The following is a 26,326-nucleotide window of genomic DNA, read 5'->3' as shown; positions in this document are numbered from 1 at the left end:
CGAATGCATACATTATTGAAAAAGCTGCGCGGCGCTGACCGCGCAGCTTGGTTTCGTTCAGCGGATAAGGCCAAGCTGCGTGGGCAACCACAGTGTGATCGGAGGTATGAACGTGATCAGCGCCAGGGCCACGAAAAGCGGGATCATCCAGGGCAAGATGGCGAGCGTTGTCCGCTCCACCGACATTTTCGAAATACGCGACAGCACGAACAGCACCATGCCGACAGGCGGGGTCAAAAGACCGATCATCAGGTTCAGCGTGACAATCAGTCCGAGATGGACAGGATCGATACCGTAACGCGCGGCGACCGGCATCAGAATCGGCACCAGAATGCTGATGGCGGCGATGGTGTCGAGAAACGCGCCGACAATCAGAAGCAGGATGTTGACGATGATGAGGAAGGTCCACCAATTGTCCGTCATGCCGAACATGAAGTCGGAAAACAGCTGGGCGGCCTGACTGACCGTCAGCAACCATGCGAAGATCGAAGCCGCCGTGACGATGAAGAGAACGGACGCGGTTGTCTCGATGGTATCGAAGCTGGCTTTGGCCAAAGTCTTGAATGTCATGGTGCGGTAGCGCACCAACCCCAGGAAAAGCGACCAGAGGACTGCGGCGACCGCTGCTTCGGTCGGCGTGAACCAGCCCATCGTCATGCCGCCAATCAGAAGTACCGGCGTCATCAACGCCATCACGGCGGAGAAATCGTAATACCAGTCGAGGGCAACAAGCACGGCGAGGCCGACAAGAACCGCGACATTGAGCGACATGCCGGCAAGGATCATCAGATAGACGGCGACCGGGAAGCTGAAGACGATTACTATTTCCAAGGAGGCTGAAAGCAGTTGTTTCAGCTCGAAGGGTGTGTCGGAACCCCAGCCCTTTCGCTTTGCGAAAATATAGACCGTGACCATCATCAGCACGGTCATGACGACGCCGGGGATGATGCCGGCCATGAACAGCGCGCCGATCGAGGCGTTGGCCATCATGCCGTAGATCACGAAGGGTAGTGAAGGCGGGAAGATCGGGCCGAGCGTCGCCGAAGCGGCAGTGACGCCAACGGCGGCATCGACCGGATAACCATGATCCTTCATGGCCTTGATCTCGATGGTGCCGATGCCTGCAGCATCCGCAAGCGCGGTTCCGGACATGCCGGAAAAAACCACCGAACCGATGATGTTGACCTGCGCCAGGCCGCCTTTCATCCAGCCAACCAGCGCAAGCGCGAAGCGGTAGATGCGGCTTGTCACCCCTGCGATATTCATCAGATTGCCGGCAAGGATAAAGAACGGAACGGCGATAAGCGGAAAGCTTTCGACGCCGGCGATCATACGTTGAGCCGCGATTATATCCGGCGCGACGCCGTAGATGACAAGATAAAGAAGCGAGCTGACGGCCATGGAAACGGCCACCGGCGTGCCGATGATGAGAAGCAGAAGAAATGAACCGATGAGCAAAAGCATGGTTTTAGATTCCCTGTGTGCTTACGGCTTCCTGAGCCTTTTCACGCACGGTTTGCTTGCCGGTGATGTCCTTGATGAAATTGTGCAGGGCACGCAGGAACATCAGCGCGAAAGCGGCGAAAACGGTGTAAAAGACAATGCCGCGCGGCAGGTCGACGGTGACCATGCGCTCATCGCCGACGATTTCCAGATAGCGCCACATCAGCCAGGTGATGTAGGCAAAGAAACCGATGGTGATGAGATCGACGATCAGCTCCAGAAGTCGTCCGACGGATTTCGGCACGAAGCGATAGATCAGGTCGACGTGAATGTGCCGGAACATGCGCACGCACATGACCGAGCCGAGAAAAACGACGACGACGAGGCAATTGGCGGCGATCTCTTCGGTCCATGCGAAACTGTTGTTCAACACGTAACGGGTGAAGAATTGCAGGAAGACGCAAAAACCCATGCCCCAGAACACGGCAAGGGTTATCCAGTCTTCCACCGCATAGGGTGAAAGGTCGACCGGGCCGTTTTCCTCCTCGAAGGCGTGCGCCATTTCTTCCACGCTGATGGGCGCGTGCTGCTGGTCAGTCATTGACGGAACTCCAGTCCAGGGGTCTCGGGTGATGGTGTCCCGGCACCTTCGGGCGCCGGGACACGCTCAGACATCACTTGATGGCGCGGATCGCTTCCCAGTCGGCCTTTTCGTAACCGAAATCTTCAAGCTTTACCTTGTCGATGACATTTTTCTCGAAGTCTGCCTTATCGACTTCGGCTACGGTGATACCCTTGGATTTGAATTCGTCGACCAGTGCCTTTTCACGGGCTTCGATCGTCTTCGTAGTGCGGGCGGCGGCCTCCTGCATCACTTCGGTGAAGATTTTCTTGTCCTCATCCGAAAGGCTTGCCCAGCGGGTTTTGGAGACGAGGGTGTTGAGGTGGTCGACGATGTGGCCCGTCAGAACGATGTTCTTCTGAACTTCGTAGAATTTCTTCGCCTCAATCGTCGTCAGCGGGTTTTCCTGAGCCTCGACGGTGCCGTTCTGAAGCGCCAGATAGACTTCAGCAAAGGCGATCGGTGTCGTGTTGGCGCCACAGGCGCGCGGCATGGCCAGATAGGCGGGAACGTCGGGAACGCGCATCTTCAGGCCGGCCATGTCACCGCATTTTTCAATCGGCCGGTTGGAGGTGGTGTGGCGCGTGCCGTAATAGCTGACGGCGACGATGTGGTTGCCGGTCTTGTCTTCATAGCCTTTCGCAAGCTTCTTGAAGACATCGCTCTTGGTATAGGCGATCAGATGGCTCGGATCGCGGAAGATATAGGGGAAATAGGTGACGCCGATCGGCTTGTGGTCGCGCGCGGCGAAGCTCGAGCCGGAGATGATGATATCCACCGTTCCGAGCTTCAAACCCTGGTTGATATCGGCTTCCTTGCCGAGCTGTGAGGCCGGAAAGACATCGATCTTGTAACGGCCGTCCGTGCGCTTGGCGATTTCTTCTGCGGCCCATACCGAATCCGTATGGAACGGTTCGGACGTCTCATAGACATGCGCCCATTTCAGCGCCGTTTGCGCCTGTGCCGCCAAGGCTGAAAGCAGAATGGCAGCGGTTGCACCCATCAAAGTCGACAATCTGATTTTCATTCTTAACTCCTCCCGAATTAAAGTCAGATTTCTGTTTTTCCCGTCGCCGGTTGCGGCGCGGTCACTCTTCCCCGATCGTTTCCTCCCCGAAACTTTCGGAAAATCTCTTTTGCGACAGCGTCAGATGCTGCCGCATGGCCTCGCGCGCGCCTTCCGGTTCATTCGCCGCGATCGCGTCGCGGATAACCCGGTGTTCCTGAACGGCGAGGATCCACGTGTGCGGTCCCTCGAAATAGCTGGCGAGCTTTTCGAAATAGGGCGAAAGGCTGCGCTCGTCATAAATGAGCCCGGTGAAGCGGTTCAGCGCCGAATTGCCGATGATATCGGCAATTGCGGTGTGGAAGGCGCGGTCGAGGTTGAGGGCCTGCGGCGAATTGTCGAGGGCGCCGGCCATGCGTTCGATAATATCGTCCAGTTTCGCGATACATTCGGACGTGGCGAGCCTTGCTGCCTCCTCGGCAATCGCGCTTTCGATGATGCAGCGCGCCTGCAGGATTTCGAACGGCCCATGGGCGTCCGGCACCGGCGGTTTTTCCTTGTCCGGCTTGCGGGATGCGTTCACATAAACACCCGAGCCCATGCGGATATGGATATGGCCTTCCACTTCCAACACGATCAGTGCTTCCCGCACCGTGGGGCGGGATACGCCGAAACGCTCCGCAAGGTCGCGTTCCGCCGGCAGGCGCTGACCATCGGTCAACTCCCCCGTTTCAATGAGCAAGCGAATTTGCTCCGCGACCAGCCGGTAAAGGCGGCGCGGCTCCAGAGCCACAAACATGATGTCCTCCCAGCGCGACAGTCTCCTCCAATCGCGCAAGCGGTAAGATGGTCTTACCAATTTCATTAGGGAGCATTTATGCGGTGCTGTCAATCAGCCTTGGCGGAAAAGTGCGCGGCGTAGAGCCTGAGGGCCGGCTTGGCATTGCAGCATTCCGGCACTTTTACCCTTTCCGTCATGCCGGACTTGATCCGGCATCCAGCCAGCCCAAGTCCTTGGGCTGAAAGGACCCTTCTCGCCGCGCAGACGCACGTCGGCTGGATGCCGGCTCAAGGCCGGAATGACGAAGGGGGGATAGGCTCGCATACGAAATCATTGTTTCGCGTGCCGCCTGATTGGCGTTTCAGCCTTTAGTTATGTGCGAGTTTTAAGTTGCCATCGCTGCCGATTGTGATGTCCAGCTCACCGTAACCGCCAATGGAAAGATGCGTCGTTTCGATTGGATGCGAATGGGTGGCGTTGATGACGACTACCGTTGCGCCCATGCTTTCCCCGGCCTGAATGCCGGCGGGGGCGTCCTCGAAGACGACACAGTCTTCCGGCGCGACGCCAAGCTTCTCGGCGGCCTTTTTGTAGCCCTCGGGGTCCGGCTTGCCATTCACAACATCCTCGGCGCAGATCATCACCGGGGGCGGTGTGAGGCCCGCAGCCGCCAGGCGCAGTTCGGCAAGCGCGCGGGCGGCGGAGGTGACGATGGCCCATTTTCCGGCCGGCAATTTCTCAAGAAACGCCGCCGCCTGCGGTATCTGGAGAATGCCCTCGACATCCTCCATTTCCTTTTGCAGCAGCATATCCGCCTGTTCCTGGATATCGAGGCCGGGAATAGCCTCGCGGCGCACCACTTCCGATGCGCGCATGCCGTGGATGCGCTGCAGGAAAGCATCCGGCTCGATACCGTTTTCCACGGCCCATTCGCGCCACACTCTTTCCACCACTGCAATCGAATTGAGCAGCGTTCCATCCATGTCGAACAGGAAGGCGGCATATTCGCGCGAAAAGATCTGGCTGGCCGGCGGGACTTTGCTGTGCATCTCATTCTTCCGTTGGACGAGTGGGGTTCGCCTCGTGTCTACAGCATCGACAGGCATAACGGAATCGCTTTTCCGCCGCGAAAGCAAATGGCGATCATTTCGCAAACGGGGGCGGATATTGTCTCAGAATCGTACGAGTGAGTTCCTCTGCGACTCGCTCAGGGCAAGGCAGGGGGAGGGAGGCCCTCATTTGGTCATACGGGCGTCAGGTTGCAGCAAGGCTGGGGTGCTATCATGAGTTTTTGCAAGTGGTAAAAATACGCAAAATCAAAATGTCACCGTAGTTTTTGAATGTCTTGCATGAGAATTTCCATCGCGGAATTTTCTTAACGGAACCGTCGCTTTAAGGGCGTCGTTAACCATTTGTTAACCATATTCGAGGTACCTAATTGTCAACGATTTGTTTACCAAGATGACCAAAGTGCTAACAGACCAGCGTTCGATCCGTATCAAAGGCCGCTCCTTCCTCGCAGTCGTCCTGTCCCCCGAAGCTCCGCTCGATCAATGGCTGGAAAGGCTCGATGATCTCGCTGCGCGTTCGGCCGGGTTCTTCCTGTCGCGTCCGGTTGTCCTGGATGCGTCCGAACTGTCGCTCGACAAGGCGGGACTGAAGGCACTGCTCGCGGCGCTGACGGAACGCAATGTCGGCATCATGGGGATCGAGGGTGTTCGCCCCTCGATGATAGAACCGGGCATGCCGCCGTCGCTGAAGGGCGGAAAGCCCGCTTCCGATGTCGAGGTTGAGCCGGTTGCTGTCGCGTCCGCCGAATTGCCGGAAGAGAAGCCGCGTGCCGCGGGCGAGGTTCGTGCCGTCGCGCAGTCGCTGGTCATCAACGAGCCGGTGCGCTCCGGCCAGTCGATCATGTTTCCCGAGGGAGACGTGACCGTCATCGGTTCGGTCGCCTCGGGGGCAGAAATCATCGCGGGCGGTTCTGTGCATATTTACGGTGCGCTGCGCGGGCGGGCGATGGCCGGTTCGCTTGGCAATGTCTCGGCGCGCATCTTCTGCCGCAAGCTGGAGGCGGAGCTTTTGGCGATCGATGGCGTCTATAAGGTCGCCGAGGATATTGACGACAAGCTGCGCGGCCAGCCCGTTCAGCTGTGGCTGGAAAACGATACGATCAAGGCCGAAAAACTTGGCTGACGAGATAGAGAAAACAACACAGGAACAGGAGAGCCGTATGGGGAAGGTAGTCGTTGTTACTTCCGGCAAGGGCGGGGTTGGCAAGACCACCTCGACCGCAGCGCTTGGCGCCGCACTGGCGCAGAACAAGCAGAAGGTCGTTGTTGTCGATTTCGATGTCGGCCTGCGCAACCTCGATCTCGTCATGGGTGCTGAACGCCGGGTGGTTTACGATCTCGTCAACGTCATCCAGGGCGATGCCAAGCTGACCCAGGCGCTGATCCGCGACAAGCGCCTCGAGACCCTGTTCCTGCTGCCTGCCTCGCAGACGCGCGACAAGGACAATCTGACGCCCGAAGGTGTCGAATGGGTCATTGCCGAGTTGAAGAAACATTTCGACTGGGTTATCTGCGACAGCCCTGCCGGCATCGAACGTGGTGCGACGCTTGCCATGCGCCATGCGGATGTGGCGGTCGTCGTCACCAATCCGGAAGTCTCCTCGGTGCGCGACAGCGACCGCATCATCGGCCTGCTGGATTCCAAGACGCTGAAGGCCGAACGCGGCGAGCGCATGGAAAAGCACCTGCTTCTGACGCGCTACGATTCGGCCCGCGCCGAACGTGGCGACATGCTGAAGGTCGATGACGTTCTGGAAATTCTCTCCATTCCGCTGCTCGGCATCATTCCCGAAAGCACTGATGTGCTGCGCGCTTCCAACGTCGGCGCGCCGGTCACGCTGGCGGATGCCCGTTGCGCACCGGCCATGGCTTACTTCGATGCCGCCCGCCGGCTGTCCGGCGAGGAGATTCCGGTGGTCATTCCGGGTGAGAAGCGGGGTATCTTCTCGAAAATCTTCGCAAGGAGGGCTGCATGAGCATTTTCAGTCTCTTCCGCAAACAGAAGTCGGCCCCGCTTGCGCGCGAGCGCCTGCAGGTGCTGCTTGCCCACGAAAGGGCATCCTCGGGCTCCGATCTCGTCGCCATCCTGCGGGAAGAAATTCTCGCGGTCATCGCCAAACACGTGCAGATCGACAATGACCGGGTGCATGTGAAGATGGATCGCGACGAGCATGTCTCCATATTGGAGATCGATGTCGAGATCCCGTTGAGCGCCGACCTGCGCGCTGCTTGATGTTTCCTTCGAAAACGCCGCCCATATCGGGCGGCGTTTTCATTTATTCAGCCGTCGTATCGATCGGCTTTCGGAATATCTCCGCCAGATCGCCGGGCAGCGGGCGTTTGAGGTTCATCCCGTTTGGCGGTATCGGCGCGTTGAACCATTTGTCGTAGATTTTTTCGATTTCACCGCTCGCGTAGATTTCCCCAAGTGCTTCATTGACGGCATCCCGGAAGCCGGTATCGCCGTGCCGGAGCATCAGGCCATAGGGCTGTGGCGGGGCAAGATATTCGCTCGAGATGGAATAGTCCTCCGGTCTGCCCGTTTCGGCGACGAAGGATCGCAGGAGAATATCGTCCATGACGAAGGCCGAGGCGCGATTTTCCGTCACCATTTCGAACCCGCCTTCCGTACTGTCATTCTGCAGCACGGCGATATTCATGCCCAGTTTGCGATTGAGCACATTCAGCTGGCCGATATTGATTGTCCCGGTCGTCACCACCACGGTTCGTCCTGCAAGATCGCCGACGGTGGTGAGACCACTCGATTTCAGCGCGACATAGCGCGTGCCGGTGATGAAATGGCTGTAGGAGAACCACACGGCCTTGCGGCGTTCCTCCGTGTTCGTGCTCGCCACGCATTCCATGTCGATCGTGCCGTCATTGAGAAGCATGATGCGATTGCTGGGGGTACGTTTTACGAAGTCGATCTTCAGCTCCGGCAGACCCAGTTTTTTCTTGATGGAGCCGGCCACCCTCAGGCAAAGTTCGATGCTGTAGCCGATCGGCTCGGGGCCTGTGGCCAGATAGGAAAAGGGGACGTTGCGGTCGGCATAACCCAACCGGATGGTGCCGGTCTTGGCAATGGTTTCCAGTGTCGGCGGCTGGGTATCGTCTCCGGCCGCAGCGGCGGGCAAAAGACTTAAAACCCCAAGAGCAAGCCACAATGTCGATCTCTGCATCGCGCATCTCCAGCTAAAATAAGTGCCAAAACATGTCTTCGTAAAAATAGAGGCAGTGCGCTGGCTTGCACCGTCAGTCCCGGTATTCGCCTGGATTTTCATAGGCCTCTTTCAAGGAGGCCGTCATTGGCAGGTTCAGGTTCATGCCGTTCGGCGGAATGGGCTTGGTGAACCATTTCTCATAAAGGCCGTGAATGGCGGGACCGGTGAATATCTGGCGCAGACTTTCGTTAACCGCCGCCTTGAAAGCCGGGTCGTCGCGCCGGAAAACCAGACCATAGGGCTCAGGCGCGCTCAGCGTTTCCTCGGAAAGCGCGTAGAGATCGGGGTTTTCGGACGTCGCCGCCAGCGCCGCCAGCAATATGCCATCCATGACAAAGGCGGAGGCCTTGCCGGCAACGACGAGTTCGAACGCCTCCTCGTTGGTTTTTGTCGGCATGACCGAGATATTGAGGTTCTTTTGCCGGTTTACGGCGTTCAGCTGTTCGATATTAACGGTGCCGGAGGCGGATGTGACGGACCGTCCGGCGAGATCGGCAAGGTTCTTCAGATTGTCCTGTTTGCGGGAGAGAAACTGCGTCGCGGTCATGAAGTTCGGATAGGAGAAATCCACCATTTTCCGGCGTTCGCTGTTGTTGGTCGTCGCGGCACATTCGATATCGATCTGGCCGCTGCGAACAAGGATGAAGCGGGTCGCCGGCGTGGCTTTGACATATTCGAGGTCGATCCGGTCGAGCTTCAACCTTTTGCGGATGTCCTCGCTGATTGCCCGACAGAGATCGGTCGAAAAACCGGTAATTTCTCCACTGGGCAGCTGGTAGGAGAAGGGTGGCTCGGCTTCACGGTAACCGATGCGGATCTTTGCGGTCTTGGCAATCTGCTGAAGCGTGTCGCCTTCATCGGCGGCCTGCAACGGGGCGATGGGGGCAAAGCATGTGAGGAAAAGGCAAAATACTGCAAGGCGCATTTTATTTCCTTTGGCCGGCGGCCGGTTTCTCAAATCGCTTTTTGTGGTGGGCAATAGGTTTCCTGTAACGAGCGTCCGGCGTCGCCAAATTCGTCTTTTCCGACGGGCGTGATGACAGCCCGGTTCTTGAGGACGTGGGCAAGCGGGGCCGGCTCGGCGAAATAATAGCCCTGGGCCTCGTCGCATCCGGAAAGCTTGAGCGCCTCGACCTGGTCCCTGTCTTCCACACCCTCGGCGGTGACCCGCAGGCCGATCTGTTCGGCCATATCGATGATGGTGTTGACGATGGCCGAGCACATGGGATTGCCTGGCAGGCCGGACACGAATTCACGGTCGATCTTGATCTTGTCGAAGGAAACATGGGTCAATGTACTGAGCCCCGCATAACCCGTGCCGAAATCGTCGAGCACGAGGCGCACGCCCCTTTCCTTCAGGAGCTTCAGCGCCCGGGCGCTGCTGTCACGCTCCAGCATCGCCGTTTCGGTCACTTCCAGTTCCAGCCGCTCCGCGGGAAAACCGGATGTTTCAAGCGCCCTGTCGACAATCGGGACGATATCGTCATTGCCGAGCTGTACGGCGGATAAGTTGACCGCGAGCCGGATGTCCTTCGGCCAGCTCATGGCGTCCGTGCAGGCCTGTGCCAGCACCCATTCACCCAGAGGTTTGATGAAATTGTTTTCTTCGGCAAGCGTGATGAACCGGTCCGGCGTGATGATGCCAAGCTTGCTGTGCCGCCAGCGGGCAAGCGCCTCATAGGCGACGATGCGGCCGCTCTGCAGATTGACGACGGGCTGGTAATGCAGCTCGAATTCTCGATTTTCGAGGGCGGATTTCATGTCGATTTCAAGCGCATGCTTATGCTGCGCCGCCATGTCCATGCCGGGTTCGTAAAAGACGAAGAGGCCGCATCCCATGGATTTCGCCCGGTAGAGGCCGAGATCCGCATGTTGCAGAAGCTGGGTGCCGGAGGTGCCGTGATCGGGCGCGCAGGCGATGCCGATGCTGGTATCGACGCTGATGTCGCTGCCTTCGAGGTTGAAGCTGCGCGAGACCGCATGCACGACCCGTTTCGCCAAAGCGCCCGCATCCGCCCGACAATCGTCGGTCACCGACTGTATGATCGCAAATTCATCACCGCCGAGCCTGCTCACCATGTCGTTTTCGCCAAGCACGGAGGAAATCCGCGAGGCAACGGCCACCAGCAACGCGTCGCCCGCCGCATGTCCCAGCGTATCGTTCACAGCCTTGAAGCGGTCGAGATCGAGCAGCATGACGTTGAACGGCTGGCCGGAAGCGGAAAGATGTTCGAGGCGATTTTCCAGCGTCTTCATCAGCAGCACGCGGTTGGGAAGTCCGGTCAGGGCGTCATGATGGGCCATATGTTCGAGCTGCTGCGCCATGTCGCGTATCTGCCGCAGGCGTCCGCGTTCCAGAACCGCCTCTCGCAGCGTTTCGATGGCCGTCGCCATGTCGCCGATCTCGTCCCGCCGCTCCTGAAACGGCGTGACGACATCCGTTTCCTCGCGGGCGATCCTCAGCGTCGCCTGCACCAGCGCCGGAACCGGTTTCAGAAAGTGCCGTGCGATAACCGTTACGAGAACGCCGGTCACGGTCAGAACCACGATCAGCGCGATCAGCGAATTGTAAATCAGCTTCCTCTGCGCGCCGTAGAGCTCGTCCGAACCGCCGATGCTGACGGCGACCGCGCCGATCGGTTTTTTCGTTTCGGTGCTGATGATCGGCAGCAGGCCGATGTAGTGGTTCGACTCGCCGATGGTCGCAAAGCCGGTGGCGAAACGGGCGGCCACGGCGTCCTTTGAGAAGATGGGATCGGTGGCGAGCGGTTTTTCGTCGTCGTCAGTGGCGTTGTCAAAGGCTGCGGCGATCTGCCTGAAGCCGGCATCGGCTTCGTCGTAACGGAAAAGCCAGACGGCATTTTTGGTTTGCGCGCCGATGAGGGCGAGAACGTCGCTGGGATTGAAGCCGGTGACGAGAATGGATTCGTCGTCGCCGATCGGCTTGTCGGTCAATATGCCGTTGACCTGTCCGTCCGTGTCGGCCGTGACGCTGACATAGGTATAGATGCTGCGCAGCGTGGCGCTGGCGATCTGCGAATTGACGCGGGCCTGGTTGAGCCATTGCTCGCTGGCGGCGGCAACGAACATGTACCAGCCGACAAGCGCCCCGATACTGTAGGAAAAGATCACGCCGCCGAGAAATATCAGGGTTATCTTGCTGGCGAGCGAACGCCGCCGCGAAAAACGGCCCGGTGCCGCCTGCGTCGTTGAGCGAAGCGTGTCACCGGTTTCAGTCTGTCTATCTATCCCCCGATAGGCAGTCTCTTCCATTCGCGATATTCCCCCGCGATGTCGCGTTATAATTGTTTTATGGAATTTTATAGGACATGCATTTCAATGGTGTCTGCTAAATAATTCAACAAAGTTTAGATGCGATTAAGAATTAATCCGTCTTTTTATAGTCGCCGCTTATATAAGGCGCGACGTTCCTGCACCTGAGGTTGAAGGAATCGGTGGCTTACGGTCAGACTCTGAAACAACACCGCTAAATCAGTATGACAACCTTTGCGCGTTTCTCAAGTCAACTTCTCGGCCTGAATGGACACCGACCTGTCTTGCCAAGCAGCCGATAAACGGCATGTTGTGGGCACTATCCGATTTCAGGGAATATCATCATGGCTCACAGGGGCAAAAACATCGCTCAGCTTTCCGTTCTCATCCAGAGCGGGCATCTCGATCCGCGTGCTCTGGCGGAAGAGACGCTCGATGCGATTGGGAAAGACGACGACCAGGCGATTTTTGTCGGCCTGACGGCAGCGCGGGCGATGGCGGAAGCCGAAAGTACCTCCAAACGCATTCGCGAGGGTCGCTCCTTTGGTGTGCTAGACGGTATTCCGGTGGCCTGGAAGGATCTTTTCGATCTTGAAGGCATGGCGACCACGGCCGGATCGACGGTGCTGTCAAACGATGCGCCTGCTTCCCGTGACGCCGATGTGGTGACGGCGCTGAAAGAGGCCGGAATGATCTCTATCGGCCGTACCAATATGAGTGAGTTCGCGTTTTCCGGCCTTGGCATCAATCCGCATTACGGCACACCGCGCAATCCTGTCTCAAAGGACGGCCACCGTTTGCCCGGCGGCTCGTCCTCCGGTGCGGGCGTCGCCGTGGCCGCCGGTCTGGTGCCGGTGGCAATCGGGACCGATACCGGGGGATCGGTGCGCATTCCGGCCGCGTTCAATGGCGTGGTGGGTTACAAGGCAAGTCGCGGCCGTTATTCGATGCGGGGCGTTTATCCGCTGGCAAAAAGCCTGGATTCGCTCGGGCCGCTGACCCGCACCGTGCAGGACGCCATCTGGGTGGATGCAGCCATGCGTGGCAGGGCGACCGCCGATATCGCGCGTGCGCCTTTGTCCGGCCTGTCGCTCGTGGTGCCCGAAACGGTGTTCTTCGATGGCATCGAGGAGGGTGTGGCGGTCGCTTTCGAGCAGGCGGTGGAACGGCTTGCCCGCGCCGGCACCTCCGTGCGGCGACAGGCGTTCCCGCTTTTTTCGGAACTGTTCGATCTTATCAAGGAAAAGGGCGCGTTGGTAACGGCGGAAGCCTTCGCCCTGCACAAAGCCCGGCTGGAAAGTGCGGATGCCGCGCGCATGGACCCACGCGTCGTCGCTCGAACGAGGTTGGGCGCGAATATCTCCATGCCGGATTACATCGGCATTCTGGAAGCGCGTGAAAGCATGACGGCGGCGTTTTCCGAGATGATCGGCAAAGACGAACTACTGGTGTCGCCGACATTGCCGCATGTTGCGGCAAAGGTCGCGCCGCTGATTGATAATGACGATGCCTTTTTCGCCATGAATGCGAAGACCCTGCGCAACACCCAGATCGGCAATTTTTTCGATCTCTGCGGTGTTTCCATTCCGTGCGGAACAGGCGAGGCAGGTATGCCGGTCGGCTTGCTGCTTTCCGGCCTGCACGGCTCGGACGACCATGTTCTGGGTGTCGCGATGGCTGCGGAAGAGATCGTGCGGGGTTGAGAGGACGGTGCACACAGCCATTCCTCGTCACCCCGGACTTGATCCGGGGTCCAGCGCGATCAAGTCCTTGATCGCGAAAGACTCCTGACGCCGCGCAGACGCGCGGCTGCTGGATGCCGGATCAAGTCAGGCATGACGGAGAGAGTATTTGGCCGTCTCGACCTATAGCCTCACCGCGCCGCCCAGTTGGCGCCGCGGCGGAACATGGTTTTCATCTGCGGCACGGAAAACTCCTTGGCCTGATGGCCGAGCGCCGAATAGAAAACCCGGCCCTTGCCGTATTTGCGTTTCCAGACCACCGGCATCACCACGCCGTCGATCCACCAGGCATGGTCGCCGGTGAACTTTGTCGTCGCCAGCACCTCGTTCGAAGGGTCGACATGCATGTAATATTGCTCCGACGTGTAGGGAAAATCGGAAATTCCCTCCATCAGCGGGTCATCGGGGCGGGTGATGTTGACGTGATAGTCGATGATATTGCCGGGATGGGCGACCCATTGGCCACCGATCATGAACTGGTATTCGACGCATTCGCGGAAACTGTCGCCAGCACCACCATGGAAACCGGCAATGCCGACGCCGTTTTCCACGGCTGCCGTGAGGTTCTTGATCTCTTCCTTCTCGATCTTCGACATGGTGACGATGGGCACGACGAGGCTCAGATCATGCACCGAAGGATCGGCGAAGGCTTCGGTTGAGTGCTCCACATAGACCTTGAAACCGTCTTCCTCCAGCATGTCCTTGACGATTGTGGCGCATTCCTGCGGCTCGTGGCCGCTCCAGCCGCCCCAGACGATGAGTGCTTCACGCATTTATTTCCTCCTGCGGATTATTTGCCGAGCTGGCCGTCGACCAGCGAAGTTTCGAGAGGAGCAGGGCGCTCCGCCTCGGTGGTGATGGAAACGGTCGTGCCGCTGTCCGATGCCGTCTGGAAGGCTTCCATCACCTCCAGCACATGCAGGGCAAGATCGCCATTGGCGCGGTGCGGGCGATTTTCGCGAATCGCATATGCCATGTCGGCCACGCCGATCGAGCGGTAATTACCGTCAGCATAGGGCGACGACAGTGCCTGCGGCTCGAACTGGCCGCCCTTTTTCAGCAATTGCACCTCGCCGCCGAAATGGTTGGGATCGGGCACGATCAGCGTGCCTTCGGTGCCGTAGATTTCCAGCGGCACGTGCTTGTGGCCCGCCACATCGAAGCTCATGCCCACCTGCACCACCGCGCCGTTCCTGAATGCCAGCACGCCGGAAACATGGGTGGCGACATGGACGGGGATTTTTTCGCCGTTCTTCGGCTCGCTGGTGATGAGACGCTCGTTGCGTGGTGCGATGGCGAAACCTGCCACCTTGGCAACCGGGCCGAAAAGGTTGACGAGATCGGTGATGTAATAAGGCCCCATATCCAGCATCGGCCCGCCGCCAACCTCGTAATAGAAGGCCGGGTTGGGATGCCAGCGCTCATGGCCGGGGCACATGAAGGTGGCCGTGCCGCCAACCGGCTGCCCGAGCACGCCCTCGTCGATCAGCCGGCGCGCAGTCTGGTGGCCGCCGCCAAGGAAGGTATCCGGAGCCGAGCCGATGCGCAGGCCCTTGGCTCTGGCCGCATCCGCAAGCCGTTTGCCCTCAGTGAAATTGATGCCGAGCGGTTTTTCGGAATAGGCGTGTTTTCCCGCGTCCAGCGCGCGCAGGCCAACCTCCACATGCGCCTTGGGAATGGTCAGGTTGACGATGATCTCGACCGAAGGATCGGAGAGAAGCGCGTCGATGCTTTTTGCCTGGAGGCCGAATTCATCGGCGCGGGCCTTTGCGGCCTCCTCGTTCATATCCGCGAGACCGCGAATGTCGAGAATGGGAAACGACGCCATGGCCTTGAGATAGGCGCTGGAGATGTTGCCGCAGCCGATGATGCCGATGCCGACCCTGTTCATGTGATTTCCTCCCGTAAATCTGAAATGCTGAAGCCTGCCTCTCCACTATGGGTTAGAGAGCAGGCCCCGTCGTGTTCCATGGCGATTCGTAAAGCTCATAAAGCGCGACCGCCGCAGCCCCCTGCGCCCACAGCTCGTCGCTCGCAATGTCGAAAACCAGCTCGGCGACGCCGGCCAGCGAAGGCGGCACGGCGGCGTTGTAACTGTCGCGAATGCTGGCGATGAAGGGGTCGCCGAGTTCGAGGCTGGAGCCGGTGATGATGACCCGTGGCGGCGCAAACAGCGTGACGATATTGGCAAGCGTCAGGCCCAGCGCTGCGCCTGCACGCACGGCTGCCGCAATCAGTTCGTGGTCTTCCGCCGCAATCAGTGCATGGGCATGCTGCATGCCACGGCCGAGCCGGATCGCTTCGGCAAAACGTCCATCCACGGGGCGAGAGCCGAGAATGGCATTTTCGCCCGCCTGGCTCGCCAGCCGCACCGTACCCTCGCTGGCAAGGCCGATCACGAGGTCGCCGAGATTGTGGCTGAGGCCGCCGGCACCGCGAAACAGCTGGTTCTGGTGCAGTACGCCAAGCCCCAGCGTCTGTTCGAGCGAAATCAGCACCATGTCTTCCAGATCGCGCGCATGGCCGAACCAGTGGTGGGCGAGCGTGATGGCGTGGGCGTCGCTTTCGATGATGGTCGGCGAATTCAGCCGCGCCGTCATTTCCTGCGCAAAATTGACGTTCACCTCCCGCAGGATGGGGCTGCTGCGGATCTTGCCGGTGCGATGTTCGATGACGCCGGGAAGGCCAAGGCAGACCATGTCCACATCTTCCAGCGACAGCCCGGCATCGACGACGCAGCGGCGCACCCCGTCCTCCACCAGATCGGCAATGACGCCGATCGGCTGGCGGTCGACGCGGATCGGCAGGGCGAGGGTGGACAGCACGTTACCGCAGAAATCTGTAACGACGAAGACCATTCGGTTTGCCGCGATCTTGGCGCCTACGACGCGGGCGGCATCCGGGTTCAGCTCCAGCATCACGCGCGGCCTGCCGCGCGCGCCTTCAGTGCGGATATCGCCGATATGACGGGTGAGAATCAGCCCGTCATCGAGCAGCGAGGCGGTGATCGCCGAAACGGTGGTGGTGGAGAGTTGTGTTCTTTCGCTGATTTCCACACGCGAGATCGGTCCGTGACGGCGGATGCTATCCAGCACGCTCAGCCTGTTGATCGCGCGCATCAGTTCTGGGTCTGCGGTCTTCATGGGGGTCCTGCTGCGATCGATGCCTGTTCGTGAAGCCGATTTATATCGGGTTGCGGATTAAATAACGGTGTAGGGGAGGGGTGTGTCAAGCTGTTTGGGCAAAAAATCGGCATAGCGCCTTGACATTGGGCGAGGCCTAATGTGAATTAATCCGCATTGGGGAATAAATGAGGAAATCCCCGAGGGAGGATCACCATCATGACGATTTGGCACGCAGGCGCAAGCCTGAGCGGCAGGCTGACAGGCTTTGCCACAACGACAAGCATTGCTCTCATGCTCGGCGCGGCCAGCGCCTCGGCCGCGACGGTCGTTAAATGGATGCATGTGGAACTGGACCCGAAAGCCGTGGCCGTCTGGGAGGAGATTGCCAAGGATTTCGAGACCAAGCACCCCGATGTGGATGTGCAGCTGCAATTTCTGGAAAACGAAGCTTTCAAGGCGAAATTGCCAACCCTGCTGCAATCCAACGATGTTCCGGATTTCTTCTATAGCTGGGGCGGCGGCGTTCTTGAGGAACAGTCCAAAACCGGCGCGCTGAAGGATCTGACCGAAGTTTTCGACGCTGATGGCGGCAAGCTTCGGCAGGCCTATAATGCTTCCGCAATCGACGGATTGTCGTTTGACGGCAAGGTCTGGGCCGTGCCTTACAAGGTCAGCCTCGTCAGCTTCTTTTACAACAAGGAGCTGTTTGCCAAGGCCGGCGTGAAGGCGGAAGACATCAAGAGCTGGGACGATCTCGGCGCCACCGTCAAGAAAATCAAGGAAGCGGGCATCGTTCCGATCGCCGGTGGCGGCGGTGAAAAATGGCCGATCCATTTCTACTGGAGCTATCTCGTCATGCGCAATGGCGGGCAGGCCGTGTTCGATGCCGCCCGCAAGGGCGAGGGCGAAGGTTTCATGGATCCGGCCATCATTAAGGCGGGTGAACAGCTGGCCGAATTCGGCAAGCTGGAACCCTTCCAGCCCGGTTATCTCGGCTCCACCTGGCCACAGGCACTTGGTGTCTTCGGTGACGGCAAGGCGGCGATGATCCTTGGCTTCGACAATACCGAGGCCAATCAGCGTAAAAATGCCGGTGACGGCAAGGGGCTGGCCGCCGACAATATCGGCCGCTTCGCATTCCCCGCCGTCGAAGGCGGTGCCGGTAAGGCCACCGATACGCTGGGCGGCCTGAATGGCTGGGCAGTCACGAAAAACGCGTCCAAGGAAGCCATCGATTTTGCGGCATTCCTGACCAGCAAGGAAAGCGAAGAAAAGATGGCGGCTGCCGGCATGATCCTGCCGGTTGCGACGGGTGCGGACGGTGCGGTGAAAAACCCGCTGCTGGCGGATTCGGCCAAGCAGCTTGCCGGTTCCACCTGGCACCAGAACTTCTTCGACCAGACGCTGGGTGCTGCCGTCGGCCGCGTCGTCAATGACGTCTCCGTCGAGATCGTTTCCGGCCAGATGAGCGCGGAAGAGGGTGCCAAGCAGATTCAGGATGCTTTCGAGCTTCGCTGATTTGTGTTCCATGACGGCGCCGCGCGGGATGCGGCGCCGCAATATCTGCCTGAATGAAAGCGGATAGAGATGACGGATATTTCCATGACTTCTGCGTCCATAACGGCGCGCGGCGCGACGAAGACAAAGCGCAAACAAAGCTCGGTCGCGCATGACCGGGCGCTGACCCTGCTGGTCTTCCTGCCGCCCGCACTTCTGCTCTTTACCCTTTTCGTCATCCTGCCCATGGGCGAGGCGGCGTGGTACAGCCTCTACCGCTGGAACGGCTACGGCACGCCGACCGATTTCGTGGGTTTGAAGAATTTTCAGGTGCTGTTCGGCAATGCCGCCTTCTCGCAGGCTCTGCTGAATAACGGCCTCATCATCCTGATTTCCGTGTTGATCCAGATCCCGCTGGCGATCTGGCTTGCCATGATGCTGGCGCACCGCTTGCCCGGCGTCGTCGCCTTCCGGCTGGTTTTCTTCCTGCCCTATGTGCTGGCGGATGTCGCGGCCGGTCTGATCTGGCGCTTCGTTTATGATGGCGATTACGGCCTCTTCGCCGCCATCTCCAATTTCTTCGGCTTCGCCAATCCTTACGTGCTGGCCGACAAGGATGTGGCGATCTACGCCGTGCTCGGCGTCATCGTCTGGAAATATTTCGGTTTCCACATGATGCTGTTCATCGCCGGCCTTCAGTCCGTCGACAAGAATGTTCTGGAGGCTGCCGAAATCGATGGCGCTTCCGGCTGGCAGAAATTCCGGTATGTCACGCTGCCGATGCTCGGTTCCACGGTGCGACTGTCCGTCTTCTTCGCGGTGATCGGCTCGCTGCAACTGTTCGACATGATCATGCCGCTCACCGGCGGCGGTCCGTCCAACTCCACGCAGACCATGGTCACGTTCCTCTACACCTACGGCGTCATGCGAATGCAGGTGGGGCTTGGCAGCGCGGTCGGCGTCGTTCTTTTCATCATCTGCGTGACGCTCGCCTTCGGTTACAAAAGGATTTTCATGCGCCATGACTGACACATCCACCTCCGTCCGCATGCCGCTGCAAACCAAGCTTTATCTTTACATATCGCTGAGCCTGATTGCAGCCATCGTGCTCATCCCGCTTCTGACCACGGCGCTCGGCGGCTTCAAGACGCTGGGAGACCTGCGCGTCAACCCGTTCGGCGTTCCGGCGGAATGGCAATGGGCCAATTACGGCGATATTCTCTTCGGCAAGCGCTATTGGCTGCAGATTTTCAACTCGCTGGTCATCGCGCTGTTGACGGTGTTCCTAACGCTGACCGTCTCGGCCATGGCCGCCTTCACCTTCGCGCATGTGAAGTTCTTCGGCTCGTCCTTCCTGCTGAATTATTTCCTGCTGGGGCTGATGTTCCCGGCGGCAACCGCGATCCTGCCGCTGTTCATCCGCATCCGCGATCTCGGCCTGCTGGATACCTACTGGGGTGTGGTGCTGCCGCAGGTGGCCTTCGGGCTGGGCATGAGCATTCTTTTGTTCCGCAATTATTTCCGCAATCTGCCGGAGGAGCTGTTTCAGGCCGCTTTCGTGGATGGTTGCGGCTATCTGCGCTTCTTCTGGCACATTTCGATGCCGCTCTCGCGGCCCATCGTGGCGACCGTCGGCATCGTCTCCTTCGTCGGCAGCTGGAACAGCTACATCCTGCCGCTGATCATGCTGAATTCGGAATCGAAATATCCCTGGCCGCTCGGCATCATGGTCTATCGCGGCGAATTCGGTACGGAGTGGCAGCTGGTGCTCGCCTTCATCACGCTGACGATCCTGCCGACCGTCATCGTCTTCTTCCTCGCACAGAAACACATCATCGCGGGCCTGACGGCCGGTGCCGTCAAATCGTGACTTGAAAGGAGCAAAACATGGCTTCCGTCGAACTTAGGGATATCCGCAAATCCTATGCCGCGCTCGATGTCATTCACGGCATCTCGCTTGATATTACGGATGGCGAATTCATCGCGCTGGTCGGCCCTTCCGGCTGCGGCAAGTCCACGCTTCTGCGCATGATCGCCGGTCTGGAGGAAATCACCGATGGGGATATCCTCATCGGCGGCACCGTCGTTAACGGCATGACCCCGCGCGAGCGCAACATCGCCATGGTGTTCCAGTCCTATGCGCTTTATCCGCATATGACGGTGGCTGAAAACATGGGCTTCAACCTTAAGCTTGCCGGCCAGCCGAAAAACGTCATCGAGGAGCGCGTGGCGGAAGCTGCCCGCATGCTCGATCTCGGCAAGCTTCTCGATCGCAAGCCCTCGCAGCTTTCCGGCGGCCAGCGCCAGCGCGTCGCCATGGGCCGTGCCGTGGTGCGCAACCCGGCCGTCTTCCTGTTCGATGAGCCGTTGTCCAATCTCGATGCCAAGCTGCGTGTGCAGATGCGCAGCGAAATCAAGACTTTGCACCAGAAAGTTGGCACGACTTCCATCTATGTCACGCATGACCAGATCGAGGCGATGACGCTGGCGGACCGGGTGGTGGTGCTCAATCACGGCCGTATCGAGCAGCAGGGCACGCCACTCGAACTTTACAAGACGCCTGCCAATCTCTTCGTTGCCGCCTTCATCGGCTCACCGGCCATGAACCTCATCGAAGGCGTGATCGATGGCGAGGGCGATCAGCCCGCCGCGCGTCTGAAGGACGGAACCGCGATCCGCATCGCCGCCACACGCAAGGTCAAGCGCGGCCAGCCGGTGACGATCGGTCTGAGACCGGAACATATTGGCTCGACCGTCGGCGGCGACATCTCGCTGTCCGGCAGGACGGTGCTGGTGGAGCCGACCGGTGCTCAGACGCATGTGGTCTTCGAACTGGCGGGCGATCAGGTGACGGCGGTGGTGGATGGTGAGCAGCTGGTCAAGGTTAACACCCCCTTTGCCGCCACTGTCCATCATGAGCGCGTACACGTGTTCGACAGGGCGAGCGGGCTGGTGCTTTAGCCGCTTTCTGGTTTTTTAGCGAAGAGCGAAATTCTCTCGCCCCTTGGCATTTGGGGGCTTGTTTGAAAATAACCAGCGGTTAGCTTGGCGATTGGGAGCAAAAGCGGTTTACCGCTAAACTGTATCGATACAGGGAGGAGATTTCATGAGAACGATCAAGGGGCCGGGTCTTTTTCTCGGTCAGTTTGCCGGTGATGCCGCACCTTTCAACAGCTGGGATGGCATTACCAAATGGGCGGCGGAAAAGGGCTATGCCGGCGTGCAGGTGCCGACCTGGGCCGGGCAGCTGATCGATCTCAGAAAAGCGGCGGAATCGAAGGATTATTGCGACGAATTTGCCGGGGTGGCGCGCCAGAACGGTGTCGAGGTGACCGAGCTTTCCACCCATTTGCAGGGCCAGCTTGTTGCCGTTCACCCGGCCTATGACGAGGCTTTCGACGGTTTTGCAGCACCTGAAGTGCGCGGCAATCCGAAAGCCCGCCAGCAATGGGCGGTGGAGCAGGTGAAGCTGGCGCTGAAAGCGTCGAAGAATCTCGGCATCAAGGCGCATGCGACCTTTTCGGGCGCGCTCGCCTGGCCCTTTATCTACCCCTGGCCGCAACGCCCGGCCGGTCTGGTGGAAACCGCCTTCGATGAGCTGGCGAAGCGCTGGACGCCGATCCTCGATTATGCCGATGAGCAGGGTGTGGATGTCTGCTACGAAATCCATCCGGGCGAAGACCTGCATGATGGCGTGACCTTCGAGATGTTCCTGGAGCGGGTGAAGAACCACAAGCGCGCCAACATGCTCTACGATCCCTCGCATTACATTCTGCAATGCCTCGATTATCTCGACAATATCGACATCTACAAAGACCGTATCAAGATGTTTCACGTCAAGGATGCGGAGTTCAATCCGACCGGGCGGCAAGGCGTTTATGGCGGTTATCAGGGCTGGGTGGAGCGGGCTGGCCGCTTCCGCTCGCTGGGTGACGGGCAGGTTGATTTCGGTGCCGTCTTCTCGAAAATGGCGGCCAATGATTTCGATGGCTGGGCCGTGGTCGAGTGGGAATGCGCGCTGAAACATCCTGAAGACGGTGCCCGTGAAGGCGCGGAATTCGTCAAGGCGCATATCATCCGCGTTACGGAAAAAGCCTTTGACGATTTCGCATCCGGTGGCACCGACGATGCGGCCAACCGCCGTATGCTCGGGCTTTAAAAGCATTTCAGGGGAGATATTATGGCTATTGAAGGAAAGACAACCGACAAGGCGAACAAGCGGATTCGCCTTGGCATGGTGGGCGGTGGTTCGGGCGCATTTATCGGCGGCGTTCACCGCATGGCCGCAAGGCTCGACAATCGCTTCGATCTCGTGGCGGGTGCCCTGTCCTCGACGCCGGAAAAATCCATTGCCTCCGGCCGCGAACTCGGGCTCGATCCTGAGCGTTGCTACGGGTCCTTCGAGGAAATGGCCGAAAAAGAGGCCCTTCGCGAAGACGGTATCGAGGCGGTGGCGATCGTCACGCCCAATCATGTGCACTATCCCGCCGCAAAGGCGTTTCTGGAACGCGGCATCCATGTCATCTGCGACAAGCCGCTGACCTCCAATCTGGAAGATGCCAAAAAGCTGAAGCAGGTGGCTGACAAGGCCGATGCGCTGTTCATCCTCACGCATAATTATACCGGCTATCCGATGGTGCGGCATGCGCGGGAACTGGTGGAGGCCGGTCAACTCGGCACGATCCGTCTGGTGCAGATGGAATATCCGCAGGACTGGCTGACGGAAGCGGTGGAACAGACCGGCGCGAAACAGGCCGTCTGGCGCACCGATCCGGCGCAATCCGGTGTCGGCGGTTCCACCGGCGATATCGGCACCCATGCCTATAATCTTGGCTGCTTCATTTCCGGTCTGGAAGCCGATGAGCTGGCGGCGGATGTGCACACTTTTGTCGAGGGCCGACGGCTGGATGACAATGCCCATGTGATGCTGCGTTTCAAGCCGAAGGATGGCAAGCAGGCGGCCAAGGGGCTTTTGTGGTGCAGCCAGGTGGCCGTTGGCCACGAGAACGGGCTGAAAATCCGCATTTACGGCGACAAGGCTGGCATCGAATGGACGCAGGCCGATCCGAACTATCTGTGGTTCACGAAGCTCGGCGAGCCGAAGCAACTCATCACCCGTGGCGGCGCAGGCGCTGGGGCCGCGGCGGCACGCGTCACCCGCATTCCTTCCGGCCATCCGGAAGGTTATCTCGAAGCCTTCGCGACCATATATACGGAAGCGGCCCATGCCATTGAGGCCCGCCGCACAGGCTCTGCGCTGGACAAGGCCGTTACCTATCCAACCATCGATGACGGCGTCAAAGGTGTTGCCTTTGTTACGGCCTGTATCGAATCCGGCAAGAAGAACGGTGGCTGGGTGAAATTGTGAAATGGGTTCGGGTATGATCTCCATGCCCGGCCCGGATTGGAAGTGCGCTGCGAGCCTTTTGGGGCTCCGGCGCTGAGCAGTGGCTTATCAATCAAAGGACCCGCACCGGTGCGGGTCCTTTTCTTCAACCAGCATCTTATATTTGCGAGGCTTCGACCTGCGGCACCACGCCACGGCGGGATGCCATGAGCGATGCGCCGAGGAGTGCCGCTATGGCCACGAAGACGAAGACCATGGTTGCGCCCTGAAGGTCGATCAGCAGGCCCCCCAGAACCGCACCGCTGGAGATGGCGATCTGGAAGGTGGTGAGCAGCAGGGCGCCGGCGCTTTCAGCCTCGTCTGAAGCGACCCTCGTGATGAAGCTCTGCACACTGACCGGAAGTGCGCCGAAAGCGAAGCCCCAGGAGGCGATGGCGAGACCAGCGACAAGGGGCGATGCGCCGGCAATCACCAGAACAGAGGCGGATGCGGCGATCAGGGTGGCGGCGAACGTCACCGCCCATGCCGTGTTTTTCTCGGCGAGGAAACCGCCGAAGAGATTACCGAAGAAGCCACCGATACCGTAAACCAGCAGGACCAGCGAGATCGCTTCGACGCCAAGGTGCGGCACATCTTCGAGGAACGGGCGGACATAGGTGAAGCCGGCAAAGTGACCTGCGACGATGAACAGCGTCGTCAGAAGGCCGATCCTGACCTGTGGGCGCTGCAGCAGCCGGAACATGGTGGCAAGACCGGGCGCACCGGCTGGCGGCAGGGACGGAACGGTGAGCAATTGCACGAGAAGTGCAATGACGCCAAGCACGCCGGCAACGACGAAGGCCGCACGCCAGCCAAGTGTCGCGCCTATCCACGCGCCCACGGGGGCGGCGCAGACGGTGGCAACCGAAACACCTGTCAGAATGATGGCCATGGCGCGTGGCATCTTATCCAGCGGAACAAGCCTCAGCGCCAGCGCCGCCGACATGGCCCAGAAACCGCCAAGGCCGATGCCGAGCAGAACGCGTGATGCAAACAGCATGAAAAGACCGTTGGCAAAGGCGGCAAGCGTGCTGGAAATGATCAGCAGCGTGGTAAGCCCAAGCAGGGTCCAGCGGCGGTCGATGCTGCGTGTGCCGATGACGACGCCGGGACCAGCCACCGCTGCTACCAGCGCAGTGACGGTGATGGACTGGCCGGCAATGCCGGAACTGATGGAAAGATCGGCCGATAGTGGCGTCAGAAGGCTGACCGGCAGAAATTCCGCCGTCACCAGCCCGAAGACGCCGAGTGAAAGCGAAACCACGGCGGCCCATTTCGCATCCGGCTCTGTCTTGCGCGGCGTATATTCAAGTTCGTTGATTGTCCGGCTATTCATGAAAATCTCCTGATGCGCATTGCGGGAATACGCTCTGAAACGGAATGGCAAAACGACGAGACCGGGGGAGGCCGGTCCATCGCCTGCAAATCGATGGTCGTAAGCTATGCGTGACAGGCTGGCGTTTCCATGCTAGAAAATCCTTATTCCTTAACTAAACGTCCGAATTTGTGAGATGTCATGAACGATGCCCTGACGGAAATGCTGCGAGGTCTCAGGCTTGACGGCGTCGAATATGGCCGCTGCCGCATGGCTACGCCCTGGGCGACGGCCTTTCCCGAACAGGAGGCGGCGCGATTTCATTTCATTGGCGTGGGACAGGCCAAATTGCAGAAACCTTCCGGGGAGTGGCTGACGCTGACATGTGGCGATGCGGTGCTTCTGCCCCGCGGCCACGCCCATGTGCTGGGCAGCGGCGAGGGTGTGACGCCCGCCCTGTTCGATCGCTTCGGCAAAAAGGAAGTGTGCCAGGGCATTTTCGACATGCAATGCGCCAGCGCCGGCGGCGACACGGTGGCGTTCACGGCCTCGATGCGTTTCAACATGGATAATCTGCATCCGCTGCTGCAGCTGATGCCGGATGTGATGCTGACCAGCGATCTTGCCAAAAGCGATCCGGCCATTCCGCATCTCCTGGAAGCCATGGCGCGCGAGGTGGAACTGAACCGCGTTGGCGCCGGGGGCATTCTGGCACGGCTTGCCGATGTCCTGACGGCGACCCTGATCCGCACATGGGTGGAACATGGCTGCGGCGATTCCAGCGGCTGGCTTGCCGCCGTGCGCAATCCCGAACTTGGGCGGGTGCTGGCGGCGATCCATCTCACCCCCGAAAAGGACTGGAGCGTGGAAGAGCTTGCCTCGCTGATGGGCGCATCCCGGTCCAGTTTTGCGGAACGCTTCACCCGCGTGGTGGGGGAGAGCCCGGCGCGTTATGTGGTGCGCATTCGCATGCATCAGGCGCGGCTATGGCTGCGCGAAGGCATGCGTGTGACGCTGGCGGCGGAAAAACTCGGCTACGATTCCGAAGCCTCCTTCAGCCGCGCTTTCAAACGCGTGATCGGCGCACCACCCAGCCAGTTCCGCAGGAAAGACACGGCAGGGCTGGAGGATGCGGCTTAAAAGCTTCAAACAAGCCGGATAAGATATTGCGTGAGACACCGTCCGGGGAACATCCACCATGAGCATTGCCGACGACGCCCGTTTCTGGAACCGGACAGCGCGGAAATATGCCGAAGGCAGGATTGCGGATGAAGCGGGATATGAGCGCACGCTGGAGCGAACCCGTGGCCTGCTGAGGCCGGAAGACAGTATATTGGAACTGGGCTGCGGCACCGGGACAACGGCAATCCGGCTGGCAGGCGGTGTCAAAGACTATCTTGCGACGGATATTTCCAGGGACATGATTGCGATTGCGCAGGAAAGAAAACACGCCGCCGGCTCTCTCACCAACCTCGTTTTCAGCATTGCGACCGTGGAAACGCTTGTGCCTCACCCTGCGCAGTTTAACGCGGTTCTGGGTTTCAATTATCTTCATCTGGTCCGTGACCTGCCCGGTACATTGCAGCACATCCATTCCCTGCTTGCCCCGCAGGGGCTTTTGATCACCAAGACACCCTGCGTCGGGGATATGAACCCGCTTATCCGCCTTGTGCTGCCGGTGATGCGGGCAATCGGCAAGGCACCCTATGCCGGCGTGTTCAATGCGACCGAACTGGGCCGGCATATAATGGCGGGCGGCTTCGACATTCTGGCCACGGAAATCCATGCCACGAGGGGCAACGACAGGCGCCCCTACATCGTGGCGCGCAAAAGATGAGCTAAGCC

The 26,326-nt window shown here is 59.4% G+C and carries 24 protein-coding genes; 12 read left to right on the top strand and 12 right to left on the bottom strand.

Annotated elements, in window-relative coordinates; translation table 11 throughout:
• Positions 1-57: 57 nt before the first annotated feature.
• The 5 genes from JZY08_RS16745 to JZY08_RS16725 form a co-directional block, all read right to left on the bottom strand.
• Positions 58-1,464, bottom strand: a complete 1,407-nt coding sequence (locus JZY08_RS16745) for a TRAP transporter large permease (protein WP_003500812.1) — start codon at positions 1,462-1,464, stop codon at positions 58-60.
• Positions 1,465-1,468: 4 nt separating this feature from the next.
• Complete coding sequence (locus JZY08_RS16740) at positions 1,469-2,044, bottom strand: TRAP transporter small permease (protein ID WP_035243572.1); 576 nt, start codon at positions 2,042-2,044, stop codon at positions 1,469-1,471.
• 73 nt (positions 2,045-2,117) lie between these two features.
• Positions 2,118-3,092 (bottom strand): sialic acid TRAP transporter substrate-binding protein SiaP, encoded by a 975-nt coding sequence (locus tag JZY08_RS16735; RefSeq protein ID WP_003500816.1) that lies wholly within the window; start codon positions 3,090-3,092, stop codon positions 2,118-2,120.
• Between the two features lie 61 nt (positions 3,093-3,153).
• Positions 3,154-3,870 (bottom strand): FadR/GntR family transcriptional regulator, encoded by a 717-nt coding sequence (locus JZY08_RS16730; RefSeq protein WP_216332658.1) that lies wholly within the window; start codon positions 3,868-3,870, stop codon positions 3,154-3,156.
• 350 nt (positions 3,871-4,220) lie between these two features.
• Complete coding sequence (locus JZY08_RS16725; protein WP_082185794.1) at positions 4,221-4,901, bottom strand: HAD family hydrolase; 681 nt, start codon at positions 4,899-4,901, stop codon at positions 4,221-4,223.
• A gap of 412 nt (positions 4,902-5,313) precedes the next feature.
• On the opposite strand from JZY08_RS16725, the gene minC reads away from it, so the two are divergent.
• From minC to minE, 3 genes are read left to right on the top strand one after another with little or no spacing between them, the layout of a single operon-like run.
• Positions 5,314-6,045 (top strand): septum site-determining protein MinC, encoded by a 732-nt coding sequence (minC, locus tag JZY08_RS16720; protein ID WP_216332657.1) that lies wholly within the window; start codon positions 5,314-5,316, stop codon positions 6,043-6,045.
• 37 nt (positions 6,046-6,082) lie between these two features.
• On the top strand, positions 6,083-6,898 hold the full coding sequence (minD, locus tag JZY08_RS16715; RefSeq protein ID WP_003500827.1) for a septum site-determining protein MinD: 816 nt from the start codon (positions 6,083-6,085) through the stop codon (positions 6,896-6,898).
• A complete protein-coding gene (minE, locus tag JZY08_RS16710) occupies positions 6,895-7,155 on the top strand; it encodes a cell division topological specificity factor MinE (RefSeq protein WP_003500829.1) in 261 nt (86 codons plus the stop codon). The genes minD and minE overlap by 4 nt, the downstream gene beginning before the upstream one ends.
• A gap of 43 nt (positions 7,156-7,198) precedes the next feature.
• Here minE and JZY08_RS16705 read toward each other — a convergent pair whose 3' ends face one another.
• The 3 genes from JZY08_RS16705 to JZY08_RS16695 form a co-directional block, all read right to left on the bottom strand.
• On the bottom strand, positions 7,199-8,101 hold the full coding sequence (locus JZY08_RS16705) for an amino acid ABC transporter substrate-binding protein (RefSeq protein WP_216332656.1): 903 nt from the start codon (positions 8,099-8,101) through the stop codon (positions 7,199-7,201).
• Positions 8,102-8,174: 73 nt separating this feature from the next.
• The gene (locus tag JZY08_RS16700; RefSeq protein WP_216332654.1) at positions 8,175-9,068 is read right to left on the bottom strand and encodes an amino acid ABC transporter substrate-binding protein; all 894 of its coding nucleotides are present in this window, start codon (positions 9,066-9,068) and stop codon (positions 8,175-8,177) included.
• A gap of 29 nt (positions 9,069-9,097) precedes the next feature.
• Positions 9,098-11,416 carry an EAL domain-containing protein gene (locus JZY08_RS16695; RefSeq protein WP_216332652.1) on the bottom strand — a complete coding sequence of 773 codons (2,319 nt, stop codon included), beginning with the start codon at positions 11,414-11,416 and terminating at the stop codon, positions 9,098-9,100.
• Between the two features lie 344 nt (positions 11,417-11,760).
• Here JZY08_RS16695 and JZY08_RS16690 point away from each other — a divergent pair, with 344 nt between their 5' ends.
• A complete protein-coding gene (locus JZY08_RS16690; RefSeq protein ID WP_216332650.1) occupies positions 11,761-13,119 on the top strand; it encodes an amidase in 1,359 nt (452 codons plus the stop codon).
• A gap of 170 nt (positions 13,120-13,289) precedes the next feature.
• On the opposite strand, the gene JZY08_RS16685 is transcribed toward JZY08_RS16690, so the two are convergent.
• The 3 genes from JZY08_RS16685 to JZY08_RS16675 are packed head-to-tail and all read right to left on the bottom strand — an operon-like array spanning position 13,290 to position 16,301.
• Positions 13,290-13,931: a ThuA domain-containing protein gene (locus JZY08_RS16685; RefSeq protein WP_003523774.1), complete on the bottom strand. Its 642-nt coding sequence runs from the start codon at positions 13,929-13,931 to the stop codon at positions 13,290-13,292.
• A 17-nt stretch (positions 13,932-13,948) separates the two neighbouring features.
• Positions 13,949-15,049 (bottom strand): Gfo/Idh/MocA family protein, encoded by a 1,101-nt coding sequence (locus JZY08_RS16680; protein ID WP_216332648.1) that lies wholly within the window; start codon positions 15,047-15,049, stop codon positions 13,949-13,951.
• A gap of 52 nt (positions 15,050-15,101) precedes the next feature.
• Positions 15,102-16,301: an ROK family transcriptional regulator gene (locus JZY08_RS16675; RefSeq protein WP_216332646.1), complete on the bottom strand. Its 1,200-nt coding sequence runs from the start codon at positions 16,299-16,301 to the stop codon at positions 15,102-15,104.
• Between the two features lie 198 nt (positions 16,302-16,499).
• Between JZY08_RS16675 and JZY08_RS16670 the strand changes: the two genes are divergently transcribed.
• From JZY08_RS16670 to JZY08_RS16645, 6 genes are all read left to right on the top strand, one after another.
• A complete protein-coding gene (locus JZY08_RS16670) occupies positions 16,500-17,801 on the top strand; it encodes an ABC transporter substrate-binding protein (protein ID WP_216332645.1) in 1,302 nt (433 codons plus the stop codon).
• A 69-nt stretch (positions 17,802-17,870) separates the two neighbouring features.
• Positions 17,871-18,809, top strand: a complete 939-nt coding sequence (locus tag JZY08_RS16665) for a carbohydrate ABC transporter permease (RefSeq protein ID WP_003500898.1) — start codon at positions 17,871-17,873, stop codon at positions 18,807-18,809.
• A complete protein-coding gene (locus tag JZY08_RS16660) occupies positions 18,802-19,650 on the top strand; it encodes a carbohydrate ABC transporter permease (protein WP_082185803.1) in 849 nt (282 codons plus the stop codon). Before JZY08_RS16665 ends, JZY08_RS16660 begins: the two co-directional genes overlap by 8 nt.
• Before the next feature lie 17 nt (positions 19,651-19,667).
• Positions 19,668-20,741 (top strand): ABC transporter ATP-binding protein, encoded by a 1,074-nt coding sequence (locus tag JZY08_RS16655; protein WP_216332643.1) that lies wholly within the window; start codon positions 19,668-19,670, stop codon positions 20,739-20,741.
• Positions 20,742-20,886: 145 nt separating this feature from the next.
• Complete coding sequence (locus tag JZY08_RS16650; protein ID WP_216332641.1) at positions 20,887-21,939, top strand: sugar phosphate isomerase/epimerase; 1,053 nt, start codon at positions 20,887-20,889, stop codon at positions 21,937-21,939.
• Positions 21,940-21,960: 21 nt separating this feature from the next.
• The gene (locus tag JZY08_RS16645; protein ID WP_216332639.1) at positions 21,961-23,148 is read left to right on the top strand and encodes a Gfo/Idh/MocA family protein; all 1,188 of its coding nucleotides are present in this window, start codon (positions 21,961-21,963) and stop codon (positions 23,146-23,148) included.
• Positions 23,149-23,284: 136 nt separating this feature from the next.
• On the opposite strand, the gene JZY08_RS16640 is transcribed toward JZY08_RS16645, so the two are convergent.
• A complete protein-coding gene (locus tag JZY08_RS16640; protein WP_216332637.1) occupies positions 23,285-24,502 on the bottom strand; it encodes an MFS transporter in 1,218 nt (405 codons plus the stop codon).
• Between the two features lie 180 nt (positions 24,503-24,682).
• On the opposite strand from JZY08_RS16640, the gene JZY08_RS16635 reads away from it, so the two are divergent.
• Complete coding sequence (locus tag JZY08_RS16635; RefSeq protein ID WP_035220770.1) at positions 24,683-25,621, top strand: AraC family transcriptional regulator; 939 nt, start codon at positions 24,683-24,685, stop codon at positions 25,619-25,621.
• Between the two features lie 58 nt (positions 25,622-25,679).
• Positions 25,680-26,318: a bifunctional 2-polyprenyl-6-hydroxyphenol methylase/3-demethylubiquinol 3-O-methyltransferase UbiG gene (locus tag JZY08_RS16630; RefSeq protein WP_216332635.1), complete on the top strand. Its 639-nt coding sequence runs from the start codon at positions 25,680-25,682 to the stop codon at positions 26,316-26,318.
• Positions 26,319-26,326: the final 8 nt, after the last annotated feature.

The organism is Rhizobium sp. X9 (assembly GCF_018873185.1).
Taxonomy (GTDB): domain Bacteria; phylum Pseudomonadota; class Alphaproteobacteria; order Rhizobiales; family Rhizobiaceae; genus Agrobacterium; species Agrobacterium oryzihabitans.
This window is presented reverse-complemented; position numbering and strand designations above follow the sequence as displayed.